17 protein-coding genes are annotated in these 14964 nt (G+C 43.0%); 16 read left to right on the forward strand and 1 reads right to left on the reverse strand.

What is annotated here, in order from left to right:
• Positions 1-12: 12 nt before the first annotated feature.
• Entirely contained in the window at positions 13-1263 is a 1251-nt protein-coding gene (gene mmp10, locus A994_RS09410; protein WP_004031272.1) for a methyl coenzyme M reductase-arginine methyltransferase Mmp10, read from the reverse strand.
• 295 nt (positions 1264-1558) lie between these two features.
• On the opposite strand from mmp10, the gene mcrB reads away from it, so the two are divergent.
• From mcrB to A994_RS09490, 16 genes are all read left to right on the forward strand, one after another.
• Entirely contained in the window at positions 1559-2890 is a 1332-nt protein-coding gene (mcrB, locus tag A994_RS09415) for a coenzyme-B sulfoethylthiotransferase subunit beta (RefSeq protein ID WP_004031273.1), read from the forward strand.
• A gap of 32 nt (positions 2891-2922) precedes the next feature.
• Positions 2923-3357 carry a methyl-coenzyme M reductase operon protein D gene (mcrD, locus tag A994_RS09420; protein WP_004031274.1) on the forward strand — a complete coding sequence of 145 codons (435 nt, stop codon included), beginning with the start codon at positions 2923-2925 and terminating at the stop codon, positions 3355-3357.
• A 2-nt stretch (positions 3358-3359) separates the two neighbouring features.
• Positions 3360-3956: a methyl-coenzyme M reductase I operon protein C gene (mcrC, locus tag A994_RS09425; protein WP_048204189.1), complete on the forward strand. Its 597-nt coding sequence runs from the start codon at positions 3360-3362 to the stop codon at positions 3954-3956.
• Between the two features lie 2 nt (positions 3957-3958).
• The gene (mcrG, locus tag A994_RS09430; RefSeq protein ID WP_004031276.1) at positions 3959-4708 is read left to right on the forward strand and encodes a coenzyme-B sulfoethylthiotransferase subunit gamma; all 750 of its coding nucleotides are present in this window, start codon (positions 3959-3961) and stop codon (positions 4706-4708) included.
• Between the two features lie 12 nt (positions 4709-4720).
• Positions 4721-6373 carry a coenzyme-B sulfoethylthiotransferase subunit alpha gene (mcrA, locus tag A994_RS09435; RefSeq protein ID WP_004031277.1) on the forward strand — a complete coding sequence of 551 codons (1653 nt, stop codon included), beginning with the start codon at positions 4721-4723 and terminating at the stop codon, positions 6371-6373.
• 54 nt (positions 6374-6427) lie between these two features.
• Positions 6428-7315, forward strand: a complete 888-nt coding sequence (gene mtrE, locus A994_RS09440) for a tetrahydromethanopterin S-methyltransferase subunit E (RefSeq protein ID WP_004031278.1) — start codon at positions 6428-6430, stop codon at positions 7313-7315.
• 12 nt (positions 7316-7327) lie between these two features.
• Positions 7328-8053, forward strand: a complete 726-nt coding sequence (gene mtrD, locus A994_RS09445; RefSeq protein ID WP_004031280.1) for a tetrahydromethanopterin S-methyltransferase subunit D — start codon at positions 7328-7330, stop codon at positions 8051-8053.
• Complete coding sequence (gene mtrC, locus A994_RS09450; RefSeq protein WP_004031284.1) at positions 8053-8865, forward strand: tetrahydromethanopterin S-methyltransferase subunit MtrC; 813 nt, start codon at positions 8053-8055, stop codon at positions 8863-8865. Before mtrD ends, mtrC begins: the two co-directional genes overlap by 1 nt.
• A gap of 11 nt (positions 8866-8876) precedes the next feature.
• On the forward strand, positions 8877-9179 hold the full coding sequence (locus tag A994_RS09455) for a tetrahydromethanopterin S-methyltransferase subunit B (RefSeq protein ID WP_004031285.1): 303 nt from the start codon (positions 8877-8879) through the stop codon (positions 9177-9179).
• A gap of 12 nt (positions 9180-9191) precedes the next feature.
• Entirely contained in the window at positions 9192-9914 is a 723-nt protein-coding gene (gene mtrA, locus A994_RS09460; RefSeq protein WP_004031286.1) for a tetrahydromethanopterin S-methyltransferase subunit A, read from the forward strand.
• A 13-nt stretch (positions 9915-9927) separates the two neighbouring features.
• Positions 9928-10137, forward strand: coding sequence for a tetrahydromethanopterin S-methyltransferase subunit F (gene mtrF, locus A994_RS09465; protein ID WP_004031288.1), 210 nt, complete (start codon positions 9928-9930; stop codon positions 10135-10137).
• 3 nt (positions 10138-10140) lie between these two features.
• Entirely contained in the window at positions 10141-10395 is a 255-nt protein-coding gene (gene mtrG / locus A994_RS09470) for a tetrahydromethanopterin S-methyltransferase subunit MtrG (protein WP_004031290.1), read from the forward strand.
• A gap of 17 nt (positions 10396-10412) precedes the next feature.
• Positions 10413-11366 (forward strand): tetrahydromethanopterin S-methyltransferase subunit H, encoded by a 954-nt coding sequence (gene mtrH / locus A994_RS09475; RefSeq protein WP_004031291.1) that lies wholly within the window; start codon positions 10413-10415, stop codon positions 11364-11366.
• Positions 11367-11645: 279 nt separating this feature from the next.
• Positions 11646-12665, forward strand: a complete 1020-nt coding sequence (locus A994_RS09480; protein ID WP_004031293.1) for a calcium/sodium antiporter — start codon at positions 11646-11648, stop codon at positions 12663-12665.
• 11 nt (positions 12666-12676) lie between these two features.
• Positions 12677-13108 (forward strand): universal stress protein, encoded by a 432-nt coding sequence (locus tag A994_RS09485; protein WP_004031294.1) that lies wholly within the window; start codon positions 12677-12679, stop codon positions 13106-13108.
• A 249-nt stretch (positions 13109-13357) separates the two neighbouring features.
• Positions 13358-14830 (forward strand): methanogenesis marker 14 protein, encoded by a 1473-nt coding sequence (locus tag A994_RS09490; protein ID WP_004031295.1) that lies wholly within the window; start codon positions 13358-13360, stop codon positions 14828-14830.
• Positions 14831-14964: the final 134 nt, after the last annotated feature.

Raw genomic sequence — 14964 nt, forward strand, 5'->3', positions numbered from 1 at the left:
GGGTATGATTTTTTAATTAACACGCACCCCAAAGAAATTTATAGCTTCAATTAACTCTTCAAATGCTATTAATTCTGTTTTAAGTACATCATTCTGGCTCAAGGTACCACTCATTTCCCCGTCAACACTGAGTTTATCCGGGCCTCGGGCAACAATGCGTTCGTTACCATCTCTACTGAGGATTTCAGTTGCTGTTTTATCATGGACAAAAGCCCTTCCCGGGATTAACACAGTATCTTTCACATCAGCCAGGTCTAAATCCTCAAGATCTCGCTGGGTAATCAGACATGCAATATCCTGGTTAGCAGCCACCACATTTACCAGGTCTGAAGCCCCAATGGCATTGAAAACGCGTTCAATGAAGGGTTTAGCAATTTTACTGGTTAATATGGTTGCTTCGGAGGTTACAGTGGACAATATTTCCAGGTAATGTAGGTTTTTCTTCTGAGTCAGGGCAAATGGTGAGTCATTTTCAGGATCACAGACTGGTGTACCAGTTACTCTAAGGTTGAATTCCTGATTTATGCTGCGCACCAGTTCTTCAAACTCCTGCAAGTTATGTGGTTCAACCCCTTCTATTATGGGTTCATTCCCCAGTATGAGTCCCTGGTTGCGGTAGTTGGCAAATCTCATGAGGATGAATGCCTTGGTACCCCATTTTTCCAGATCAGTACATGTCTGGCGCAATGCTTCCCCATCATTAACACCCGGAACGATTACTGCAGCTGCGTGTACCTCACAACCTTCAGAAAATCTCTTTAAAGCATCAAGAGATGCCTGGGGATTTTTATCACCCATCCAAGTTTTCCGAAGTTGGGGGTTGGTTGAAAAAACAGTGAATGTAACCTCTTCTACTCCCTGGGATATGAGATCATCCGCCATTTGAGGTTTGTCAATACCTTTTCCACTGGTGTAACCTAGGTGGATCGGAATTTCCCACTGGGAAAATGCAGAGGTAATATCCAGGAGGTGAGGATAACAACTCACATCTCCTCCCCCACTGATATTTATTTTAAGGTCATCGTCACGAAAATTTCCCATCATTAAAGATGTTTTAACAGAGTTAATAACCATAAATGGGGGAATAAATTCGTTTTTTGTTTCTCTCACTCCTGAAGTGCACTGCTCGCAACCAAAAGTACCGGGAGGGCATGATTTGCATCCTAAAGGATCTTCTCCTTTAACCTTCCTAAAATAACAGTATTTGCAGAAGCCTCTGCAGTCTTTTCCAGGGATTCCACCCACATCTGCGATTATTTGCATAATATCAACGTTTTATACGTTATAATATGTTAAAATAAGATATTTTTGGATATTTTCTAATTCCAACGTTATGTTGGAACCATTATATACACCGAGATAAGTTTACGAAATTGTCACTTATAAGTCTTTCTATTTGATTCAAGAAGAAAGTTTAATACATACCAAATAGTAAACGGAGACTCGTATATCAAATTGTACCATGGGAACTTTGAACCCCAACTCAACAGAATTATTTTCTGTTTAAATTTGATTTGGTGCAAGGAATTGGTATGCAAGAATCTGTAGGAGGGAAAAAATGGCAAAGTTTGAAGATAAGGTCGACTTGTACGACGACAGAGGCAATCTTGTCGAAGCAGAAGTCCCCATAGAAGCCCTGAGTCCATTAAGGAACCCTGCAATCAAAGCGATTGTACAAGGTATCAAAAGGACTGTAGCAGTTAACCTCGAAGGTACAGAAAATGCTTTGAAAGCCGCAAAAGTCGGTGGACCAGCATGTAAAATACTGGGACGGGAACTGGATCTAGACATAGTGGGAAATGCTGAAGCTATTGCAGCTAAAGCAAAAGAAATGATACAGGTCGAAGAAGGCGACAACACCACAGTCGAACTACTGGGTGGAGGAAAAAGGGCATTAGTCCAGCTTCCAACCGCTCGGTTTGATGCAGCCGCTGAATATTCAGCTACCTCACTGGTAACTGCCAATGCATTCATTCAGGCTATAATAGATGTGTGCGACGTCAACATGTACGACGCTAACATGGTTAAAGCAGCCATACTGGGAAGATATCCACAGTCAGTAGAATATATGGGTGGAAACTTAGCAACCATGCTAGATATACCACAGAAACTGGAAGGCCCAGGTTACGCCCTGCGTAACATCATGGTTAACCACGTGGTAGCAACAACCCTGAAAAACACCATGCAAGCATCAGCTTTATCCAGTCTTCTGGAACAATCAGCTATGTTTGAAATGGGTGATGCAGTAGGAGCATTTGAAAGGATGCACTTATTAGGACTGGCTTACCAAGGAATGAACGCCGATAATGTGGTGTTTGACCTGGTAAAAGAAAACGGTGCCGAAGGTACTGTTGGATCAGTCATAGAATCCATGATTGGAAGGGCAAAAGCTGATGGTGTTATCGGTGTAGAAAAAGACCTGAATGGTTTCAGTGTCTACGGAACCGATGACGTAGCTAAGTGGAACGCATACGCCGCTGCAGGACAATTAGCAGCCACCATGGTAAACCAAGGTGCTGCACGTGCTGCGCAAGGTGTTTCATCAACCATTCTATACTACAACGACATTCTGGAATTCGAAACTGGATTACCAAGCGTAGACTTCGGTCGAGCTGAAGGTGTAGCAGTAGGATTCTCCTTCTTCAGCCACTCTATATACGGTGGTGGAGGTCCTGGTATCTTTAATGGTAACCACATCGTGACTCGACACAGTAAAGGTTTCGCCATACCATGTGTGGCAGCAGCCATGGCTTTAGACGCAGGTACACAGTTGTTCTCACCTGAATCAACCTCCGGACTAATCAAAGAAGTGTTCAGTCAAGTCGACGCGTTCCGAGAACCACTGAAATACGTGAACGAAGCAGCAGCGGAGATTAAAAACCAAGTCTAAAAAGGAAATCCAAATTGGGGGTAAATAACTAAATGGACATCGAAATCTTTCCACACAGACTTTTAAGCGCAGACACTACTGAAAAGTTGTTAAACAACTTGGAAGAACTGGACGGCGTAAAACGAATGGTAATACAGGGTCAAAGACTTCCTCAAGATAAAAAAAACCCGGACCGAAGAGTCATCACTATTCTAGGTGAAGAAGTTGACTTACAGGTAAAAACAGGGCGAGTATTTATGGAAATTGAGGAAGAAGACGTCATTGAACAAGTTAAAGCTATTTGTGAAGACAATTTACCTTTTGGGTACAACATACATGTTGGAACTTTTATCAGGAAGCAAAAAACCGTCACTGACGGCTTAAAATATGGAGAAGCAACTGATGAAATACCCGAAGAACTGGTAGGTTTGACTGATCAAAATGCACAGCTCAGTGAAAGAGCCACTATTATCAGGAAGAAGGATTAAAAATGATAGGCAAATGCACCCACGTAGTCGATTGTAGAGAAACAATGGGAATGGGCGAAGGAGGCGGAATAGCCCAACGAGGGACATTTGCAGAATGTGGAAATGAAGTACTGGCCATAGCAATGTCTCCAGGAAGGAGACACATAACTAAACCAGTATGCGAAATAACCTTTGCCCTGCGAGAAGCAAATATTTTGACCAGTACACTGGTTTTAAACGCAGGTGCAGGAGTACCTCAGGACGCACCCAGTGCAGGTTCAGGAAGCCTTTTTGGTCTGACTCCCAAGGAGAAAGAGCAGATAGGAAGATTTAAACTTGTGGTAGTGCACCTGGGAGGGGTTCGACATCATATTGTATACAAGGCCCGCCTGATTTTACGTCACGTAAATCGGCCATGTATTGTCATATGCGAATACCCCGTGGACTTTGAGGATTTCGCTAAGATCGGTGTAAAAACCAGAGCAGTTATGCCCGAAGAACCTAAAACTAAAGGTGAAATCGTGGATATAATCAGCGGAGTTATAAGAGGAGAAACCTGTCCCCAAGAGAAATTGGATGAAATTATTAGAAAGGTGAGATTAGCATTAGGAGGTGCATGAATATGGCACAATACTACCCAGGAACCAGTAAGGTAGCAGAAAACCGGAGAAAATTCTGCGACCCAGAAATAGGACTAGAAAAATTGAGGGAGATCTCCGACGAAGATATAGTTAAAATATTAGGTCACAGAGCTCCTGGTGAAGAATACCCCAGCGTACACCCACCTCTAGAAGAGATGGATGAACCTGACGACGCCATCCGTGAAATGGTTGAACCATTAGACGGTGCAAAAGCCGGTGACCGAGTACGATACATACAGTTTACAGACTCCATGTACTTTGCTCCAGCCCAGCCATTCTTAAGGTCAAGGGCTTACCTATGTAGATACAGAGGAGCCGACGCCGGTACCCTATCAGGACGTCAAATTATCGAAACCCGTGAAAGAGACTTGGAAAAAGTATCCAAGGAACTTCTGGAAACTGAATTCTTTGACCCAGCCCGATCCGGTATCAGAGGAAAATCTGTACACGGACACTCCCTGAGACTTGACGAAGACGGTATGATGTTTGACATGTTACGACGTCTAGTCTTCAACAAATCCACTGGAAAAGTAGACGCAGTTAAAAACCAGATTGGTGACGAACTCGACGAACCAGTGGACTTAGGAGAACCATTAGATGAAGCCACTCTCAAGGAAAAAACCACTATCTACCGTAAAGATGGTGAAGCTTACCGAGACGACGCTGACGCAGTTGAAATACTGCACAGAATACACGTGAGCCGATCTAAAGGTGGGTACAAACCTGAATAAGGAGTTGGAAAAATGGCTGAAAAAATGTTCATAAACGCTTTGAAAAAGGCCTTCAAAGAAGACCCTAGTGACAAAACCACCGAATACTTCAAATTCGGAGGATGGAAACAGTCTGAAAGGAAAAGGGAATTCGTGGAAGCTGGTAAAGAAGTAGCAGCTAAACGTGGAATTCCTCAGTACGACCCTGATGTGGGTACTCCTTTAGGACAGAGGGTTTTAATGCCCTACCAGGTTTCTACAACTGACACCTTTGTTGAAGGTGACGACCTACACTTCGTAAACAATGCCGCCATGCAGCAGTTCTGGGATGATATTCGAAGAACTGTTGTTGTGGGATTAAACACAGCACACACTGTTATAGAAAAAAGGTTAGGTAAAGAAGTAACCCCTGAAACCATAACCCACTACCTGGAAACTGTAAACCACGCTATGCCTGGTGCAGCAGTTGTTCAGGAACACATGGTGGAAACCCACCCTCTACTAACTGCCGACAGTTACGTTAAAGTGTTCACTGGTAACGACGAAATTGCTGATGAAATCGACCAGAGATACGTCCTTAACATCAACAAAGAGTTCCCAGAACACCAAGCTGATGTCCTCAAAGCAGAAGTAGGGGACGGAATGTGGACTATTGTACGGATACCAACCATTGTATCCCGTACCTGTGATGGTGGTACCACCTCACGATGGTCTGCAATGCAAGTGGGTATGTCAATGATTTCTGCATACAAACAGGCTGCAGGAGAAGCCGCTACCGGTGACTTCGCATACGCAGCTAAACACGCAGAAGTTATACACATGGGTACTTACCTGCCTGTAAGAAGAGCTCGAGGGGAAAACGAACCTGGAGGAATCGCCTTCGGTTACCTAGCAGACATCTGTCAGTCCTCACGTGTTAACTGGGAAGACCCTGTACGGGTTACCCTGGACGTGGTGGCTTCCGGAGCTATGCTATACGACCAGATTTGGCTAGGTTCCTACATGTCCGGTGGTGTAGGATTCACTCAGTACGCTACCGCAGCATACACTGACGATATTCTAGATGACTTTACCTACTTCGGTAAAGAATACGTGGAAGATAAATACGGAATGTGCGAAGCACCTAACAACATGGACACCGTCCTTGATGTAGCTTCCGAAGTTACATTCTACGCTCTAGAACAGTTCGAAGACTACCCAGCATTACTGGAAACCATCTTTGGTGGATCTCAGAGAGCATCCATTGTTGCAGCCGCAGCAGGATGTTCAACTGCATTCGCCACTGCTAATGCTCAGACCGGTCTAAGTGGATGGTACTTATCCATGTACTTACACAAAGAACAGCACAGCAGACTTGGTTTCTATGGTTACGACCTGCAGGACCAGTGTGGTGCATCCAACGTGTTCTCAATTAGGAACGACGAAGGATTACCAACTGAACTGAGAGGAGCTAACTACCCCAACTACGCCATGAACGTGGGTCACCAGGGAGAATACGCTGGTATTTCACAGGCTGCACACGCTGCCCGTGGAGACGCATTCGTCCTGAACCCACTGGTAAAAATAGCCTTTGCTGACCCTAACCTGACCTTTGACTTTACTCAGGTCAGAGCAGAGTTTGCTAAAGGTGCACTAAGAGAATTCGAACCTGCCGGAGAAAGAGCTCTAATTTCCCCAGCCAAATAAATAGGTGTTTTAACACCTATTTTTTATTTATTTAAAAAAAAGGAGGAGTAAAATATGGACCCTACGAGTATGATCGCAGGATTAGGTGTTGTTGCTCTAATGGGTGCTGCTGCAACCATTGCTGGTGCCGCAGAGGATTTAGAGTCCGATGTCGGATCCATGAGTAACCCTAACTCTCAGGTACAACTGGCACCCCAGATGGGCAACCTTCACAGAATGATGAACAAGGCCATATCTGGTGAACCAGTACAGATGGGTACCTTAGCAGGTATTGCCGGTTCTGTAGCTTTTGTTCTGATGGGATCACTGCAACTACCAGTTATAATGTCAATAGCTGGAGGAGCAGCCATAGCAGCTTTGGTTCACGCCGCATTCGCCACAACATCTCATTTAGGAAGGATCGTAAGCCAATCCCAATTTAATCAACCATTATTCCTGGATGTAATAACCCAGCACTTAGGACCAATAACTGGTCACGGATTTATAGTAACCTTTTGTATAGTAGGATTATCATACCTGATGACTTTAAGCTTACCAGGCTTCGCCCACCCATTTGCACTGCCATTCTTAGCAGTATTGTGGGGAATAACCATCGGTGCCATAGGTTCATCAACAGGAGATGTTCACTATGGTGCTGAAAGGGAATACCAACAGTACCCATTCGGTGGAGGTATCCCAGTCGCAATTCACGGTGACATAACCAGAAATGCAGAACTCGGTGCCAGGAACTCCATAGATGTAGTTTACTTCTGTGCCAAATTCGGTGGACCTGTTACAGGATTTGCCTTTGGACTCATAGTATTCTTAAGCTTCTGGACCACAATAGTATTCGGAGCTGCTGGAGGAGTAATTGCCGGTATCGTAATAGTCTTACTCTTAATATACATCAACAACCGAATCGAAGTATTTGCCAGAAACAAATACGGACCATACAAGGAATAAGGAGGTTTTATGATGGACCCATTATTAATGATCGGTGCTGTAACTGCAGCAGGAATCCTCATTGGTGGAGGTGTACACTTCATACCAGTGGGTGGTGCTCCAGCAGCTATAGCAACAGCAACAGGTGTGGGAACAGGTACTGCTATGTTAGCAGCAGGTTCAGGAATGACTGGACTAATTACCGCAGCTGCCATGACCGGACAGCCACTCTGGCTCATTCTGGCATCAGGTGCAGTTGGTTCCATGCTAATGATAGGTATCACCATGCTGGTAGGTAACTGGGTATACGTATGGGGTGTAGGAACTGTACCCGCATCAGCAAAAGTAGATACCGACCCAATAACCAAATATAATCAAGAAAAATACGTAACTCCAGGTACAGAAGGACACGGAATACCAACCGTATGTTTCGTTAGTGGAATAATCGGAGGACTACTAGGTGGAATTGGTGGTGGACTTGCTTACTGGGCAGTCTATGAATCACTGGTAACCTTACCTGCATATGCTCCATTAGTAGCCGGAAACACATCCATTGCCGCAGCAATGGTAGCAGGAATATTTGCTTTAGGTCTGTTCTTCATAAACGCAGTAGTTGCGTCTTACAACATTGGAGGAACAATCGAAGGATTCCACGACCCAAAATTCAAAAGAATTCCTAAAGGAATCGTGGCCTGTCTTTTAGCATCCTTAGTAACTGGACTCATTGGAGTATTATTACTTAAAGGAGGTGTGTTCTAATGTCAGTAGCAGGAGGTGGCGGTGGTGAATCTTCCGTTGACCCAAAAATGACCGCTGGTATTGGAATAATAGGTGGACTAGTAGGTATTTATTTAACACCAATTAACCCTGTACTTGGGCCCTTACTTGCAGCATTAGGTGCTGTTTGTGCTATAGTATGGGGTGCTGACGCTATTGCCCGAGTAGCTAGCTACGGTTTAGGTACTGGTGTGCCTTCCATAGGATACATGTCACTATCTGTGGGTATCATAGGTGCCCTAGCTGGGATTGCCGGAGGTATCATGCTGGGCTCAGCTTACACCATAATAGCCCCATTACTGGGAGTAGTTCTGGCTGTTATTTTAGGCGGAGTAATTGCCTTAATAGCTAAAAAGATAGTAGGAATGAAAATACCAGTTCTGGTAACTGGTACCATGGAACTTACTGGTGCAGCTGCCATATCCGTCCTCGGATTCTCAGCAGCAATTGCCGGAAGTTACGCAATGGCTCCAATATTAAAATCAGTGGTTGTCACTGGTTTCATTGGATTACTCTTTATCTTAAATACAATGGCTATTCAGCACCCATTCAACGCATGTTTAGGACCACAGGAAGACAGAGCTCGAACCTTAAAACTGGCAGGAGCCACAGGTTTCATATCCATGGCCCTTGTAGGCCTGTTAGGAATAGGTACTTCTAAAGCATGGTGGGTTATTGCCATCATCGGAGCTTTAGCCTGGTTCATATGCATGAGAATGTTCATGCAGGCATCCAAAGAAGATGCAGCATCTGTGGCATGGTCTGGAATGTGGCCTAAAGAGGAGGAACACTAGGAGGAATAAAAATGGAAATGTTACCACTCATCAAAGTAGTTCCTGAAATGAACCTAACTCTGGATCCCACCACTGGTATGATCGGTGCGGCTTTAGGCCGTGATGTTGTCATCGTATCCATGGATGGAGTAAACGAACAATTAAACGAATTAGAGGTTGCAGTAGAAGACTTATACACAGCCCTAGATCCAACTACCACATCAGAAGGTTCCTACCCTGGAAGGGAAGGAACATACATGATGGCCGGTACTTTAACCAACATGGTTTATGGATTTATAGTCGGACTTGTACTACTGCTGGCCCTATTGTTATAGGAGGTGTTAAAGTTGGCTGAAAAGAAATCACCAGCAGAAGGATGGCCTGTAATAAACGGGGACTACGTAGTAGGAGACCCAGAAAGTCCTGTTGCAGCCACAACACTGGCTTCCCACATTGAACAGATAGCAGTTGATGCCGGTGCAGCAATATCCGGACCCTGCAAAACTGAAAACCTAGGGATTGAAAAGGTTGTTGCAAACATCATCTCAAACCCTAACATACGCTTTTTGATCTTAACTGGATCAGAAGTGCAGGGACACATCACTGGTCAGAGTATTGAAGCTCTCCATGCTAACGGTGTAGACCCTGAAAAGAGGAAGATAGTCGGTGCAACCGGGGCCATTCCTTTCGTAGAAAATATACCAGATGAAGGAATCGAAAGATTCCAACAGCAACTGGAAATTGTAAGCATAATTGACGTAGAGGACGCTGCTACCATACAGTCCAAAGTCAAAGAATGTATTGACAAAGATCCAGGAGCTTTTGAAGAAGAAGCAATGGTTATTAAGGTAGAAGAAGGTGACGGCGATGAAGAAGAAGGTGAAGAAGTACCACCAGTCGCTCCAGAAACTGCTTTAATTGAAGCACGAATGCGTAACATCCAGACCCAGGTGAAATCCGTCGGTGGTCTAAACAGGATGGCCGCAGGAATGTATGCCGGTAAAGTTCAGGGAATAATGATAGGCCTAGTCTTCATCCTGACCATTGGAACCATACTGCTCTTGAAATAATGGGGGTTTATAGATGTTAATATCAAACAAACCTAATGTTCGAGGCATAAAAAAAGTAGCAGCAGATGTAAAATATCGAACCCAACTAATTGGAAGAGATCAGAGGCTGTTCTCAGGACTCATAGCCACCAGAATTTATGGTATGGCACTGGGTTTCCTATTGGCAGTTCTCCTAGTGGGTCTCCCAGTAGTATGGGTATTAATGACCAGTACGGGGGCATAATAAATGGCAGATGAAGAAAAAAATGTTATACCTCGCGTTATTGTCCCTGCAGATGAATACAACAAAGCTAATGAAAGATTAGACGAGATGGATGAAAAGGTTGAATTCACCTGGGGTGAAATCAACCAGAGAGTTGGTCATCAAGTTGGCAGGGATATTGGTATTTTATACGGAATAATAATAGGACTAATAATCCTGTTCGTGGCATTCAAAGTAGTGAAAGTAGGAGCGATCCTATCCACCTTTGGAGGAGTCTAATTCAAGGAGGTTTACTTATGATAAGGTTTGACAAGGAACAAGTGGTTATAGATGTAGCTGGTGTCAAAGTTGGTGGACAGCCAGGCGAGTACCCCACCGTTTTAGCTGGAACCATATTTTATGGTGGACACAACATCATAAGCGATGAGAAAGCAGGTGTCTTTGATAAAGACGCAGCAGAAGAAAGAATAAAAACTATGGAAGAAATGCAGGACATCACTGGAAACCCATGTATTGTCCAGACTTTCGGTGCAACACCAGAAGCAATTGTTAAATACCTGGAATTTGTGGGAGAAGTCACCGATGCACCATTCATGATTGACTCAACTTCAGCAGAAGCTAAAGTTCAGGGTGCAAAATTTGTGGATGAAACTGGTTTATCAGAAAGAGCCATCTACAACTCCATCAACATGTCTTCTGAAGCTGATGAACTGCAAGCTGTTGCTGACACTGATATCTCTGCATCCATCGTTCTGGGATTCAACCCCATGGAAGCAGGTGTAGAAGGTAAAATCAACATCTGGGAAGATGGTGGAAGTGTTCTGGACAAAGGTCTACTGGAAATGTCTGAAGAGTGTGGAATCACCAAACCATTTATGGATGTAGCAATTACTCCATTAGGTCAGGGTGCAGGACCTGCCTGCCGAACTTCTTTTGCTGTTAAAAGCAAATGGGGATACCCTGTAGGTAGTGGTATTCACAACGTGCCATCTGCATGGGACTGGCTACGAACTTACAAAAAACCAGTGGAAAAAGGTGGAATGGGACATTCTGAAGCATGGCCTGTTTGTGACGTAGGTTCCAACATAGTCCAGCAAATGGCTGGTGGAGACTTCGTACTTTTCGGCCCAATCGAAAACGCTCGAATGGCTTTCCCTGCCTGTGCTATGGCTGACATCTTCATTGCTGAAGCAGCTAAAGACATAGGAACCGAACCAATCGAAGAACACCCAATAAACAAACTGATATAGGCGTACTGCGCCTATAACTTTCTATTTTTTTTATTTTTAACAAGAAATCATATTTTACTATTAGAATTCAGCTAATTTTATCTTAAATAAGATTATTTTAAAAATGAAGATTACTTGAAATATTTTCAAAGAAATTAAAATAATAAAAACTTTTATATATCTCAGGCGCTTATTGGATAAAGTATTCATATATTTGTTTATGTGTAATCTAATACAAAATTCAATTACAAAATTATAAATAATGGAAAGCGGAAACCTTATGCCGGTGATATCTTGTTAATGGTAATTGCACTTATAGGAGTTTTAATAATTGCTTTAGTTATAGTAATAAAATCAGCTGATATTTTTGTGGACAATATAGTAGAGATAGGGGGAGCTTTGGGTATATCCCAAATCATTTTGGGAGTAACTGCTTCTGCCATTGGTACATCTCTTCCTGAGTTTGGATCAGCAGTAGTTGCATCATTAACTGGCAGTACTGATTTAGGTGTAGGAACTGTAATTGGTTCAAACATCTGGAACATAGCTGGTATTTTAGGAATATCTGCTGCTGTAGCTGGAATGATTCAAACAAATAAATCAGGATTACATCGGGATTGGCTGATGACTCTTATCACTGGTTTAATTCTTCTGTTTTTCATGTTATTTGGGGATATAAGTTGGCCTGCAGCGGTAGTGATGATTGTTGCGTACTGTTTCTACTTATGGATTTTAATTAAAGCACAGAAGAAACACAGTGATGAAACTAATCATCAGGATGAATACCAAGAAAAACAACTTAAAGAAAACAATAACTTAGAAGAATCCATTGAGGAAAAATCTGAAGAGAAGGTTGGGAAGAATGTTACTAAAAAAACATACCTGTATGTCCTTGGTGGTATAGCAGGATTAATTATTGGTTGCAGACTCCTGGTCTACAGTGCTGATGAACTGGGCAGTATGTTTGGTATATCTGATATGGTAATGGGGCTATTTGTCCTGGCTGTTGGTACCAGTATACCTGAACTGGTGGTAACCTTAAGCTCGGCCATGAAAGGACTCCACGATCTTTCACTGGGTACTGTACTTGGAAGTAACACCTTCAATATTCTTATTGGAATTGGAGTTCCTGCCTTGCTGTTGAATGTCCCGGTGGATAGAATTTCATTAACCTTTGATGCACCGGTCATGATCTTTGTAACAGTTCTGTTAATGGTTCTTATAAAGATGGGTAAAGGTAAATTAAATAGATGGGGCGGCATAGTATTAATGATAACTTACATTGCTTATGCCCTAATCAGAATATTCATACTGGCTTAATAGGTGATAAAATGTACGAAAAAATACTGGTAGCCACCATGGGCGAATACATGGATCCCATAATTGAGCATACTTTAGACATTATTCAGGAACGAGAAACCGAAGTAATAGGTATATACGTTGTGGAAACTTCTGTACCATTTTTAACACCAAAAAAAGTTAAGGAAATGATGGTTACCGAGTTAACGGCTAAGGGTAAAGAAATTCTGGATAGTATGAAACAGGAATTCCAATCACCAACACATTACATGGTTAAATTCAGAGGAATAATGCGTGAGGGCAGCCCTGCTGATGAAATTGTAAAGGTTGCCGAAGATGAAGGTGTTGACCTGATAGTCTTGGGAACCGGTAAAAATATTGTGGACAAACGCCTGCTGGGTAGTGTTTCAGAAAAAGTGGTGCACTCGGCTCCCTGTACAGTACTCCTGGTGAGAACCAGTTAAAAAAGATCCTAAACCAATTTAATGAGGAGAGATTCTTTATTATCCTTCTCCTTTTCACATTTTTTTACTCTTTTAATTGCTATTCTCATTTAGTAAAGTTCACTTTCAATCCTTCCATTACTGAGCAGATTTTTAGACTCACCTATTTTATTACTATAAAAAGTTTGTTTTAACAATCAATTCACAATGTTTATATTCATTTTCGATAAACTTAACTTGTATTAATATTATTAAATTGGGGGTATTAAGTTGTCATTTATCAAAAAACTATTAGGTTTAGGCCCAAAGCCAGTTATTGCAAAAAGCAGGTACATTACCATTGAAGAAGCTAAAATGGCGCCGTTTACCAAGAAAACCAGAGGACAGGGATACGGTACCCTCATGCGCCCGGATGTTTATTACATTGTGGCATCGGTGGAACTGGGAAACACCACCACCAAATGCATCCTCACTGCCACCAACCTCAACACCAGTCGTACCTATCTACTGGATAAGACTGTTAAAATGACCAGGGACATCAGACCCCCCAAAAAGGGGGAAAAAGTCTTTGGAGAAACAGTATGGCATGTTGAATTAACTCAGGAATCAGTTTCTGAAATGGTTAAGGACACCATTTTAGAATCTGTGGAACGTTCCCAGATAAGCATCGAAGACGACCTTGATTTTGTTGTACGTTCAACAGGGGTTACTGCAGGGTTTGCCTCACCAAAAGAGGTGGGAGAACTCATAATTGCTCTGGCCAATGGTTGCCTGGAGGCAGGTATACCTCCAAGTAAAATGTCCCCTTCCATATCCAAGGACAGTTTACCTAAAAAATTACAGGACTTTACCCTCCTGGACAAGGTCATGTTTGACGGTGCAGTGGTAAGTGTAGTACCACCCACAGGTAGGGCAGTGGTAGCTAATGAAATGGAAGGAGAACTGGTAACTGCAGGTATAAAAGCAGGTTCCAAGTGGACGGATCTAGATTATCGTAATCCCTGTATCTCAATGGATTTTGGGACCACACTGGCTGGTAGAATAGTTAACAATGACGAACCCTATGCTAAAACTGTTGGAAACTTCTGTGGTCTGGCAGGGGCCATATCCGATGCCATTATAAGGGGAACTGAAAAGGTAGATAAACGTGGCGGTGCTGCTTTAGACCTGTACAATAAGGATATACTCAAAAAGGCAGATTGGAAAGCCGCTGAAGAGTTTGCTATGCGTGCCCATGAACACGTGGACATACGAAAAGTTCCAGAAGGCAGGGAACGTTTCGGAACAGTCCCAGTGGATCCTCATGCTGCCTACGATGCTGGAACCACCCTTATTGGTTGTGATGTGGGTAAAGATGGGGATGAAATACCAGAACTCACCAAACTGGGTCATGAAATTATTGAAACAACTGACATGCACACCCTGTTTGCCACACTGGACCATGTAAGTGCCAACGTGGTTAAACGGTTAATTGTTGAGGCTGATGATGAAGGGGTTATCCAGGAAGGGTCACTCCTGGGGGTCACTGGCAGGGCAGGAATCACCGGACGCAAACCAGAACTGGTACTGGAATTTGCCAAGGACTACTTTGAAAATGTTATATTTGTTTCTGATGCCCTTGCCCTAGGATCAGCAGTGATGGCCAGATGTATGAATTCAATGGGAACACCACATACACCATTGGGTGGTAAACAGGGAGGACCCTGTATACTGGGACAAAGAAGGAAATTACAGATGAAATAAATCATAAACAATACTATAAAGTGGAATATGGTTTTGGTGTTTATAATTCCAACTTATAACGCAGGAACCACATTCCAACACCTTAATTTTTTTATAAATATTATTTTGGCTAAAAAATCATGGATTATATTAAG

The sequence above is a fragment of the Methanobacterium formicicum DSM 3637 genome (genome assembly GCF_000302455.1).
In the GTDB taxonomy this organism is placed as follows: domain Archaea; phylum Methanobacteriota; class Methanobacteria; order Methanobacteriales; family Methanobacteriaceae; genus Methanobacterium; species Methanobacterium formicicum_A.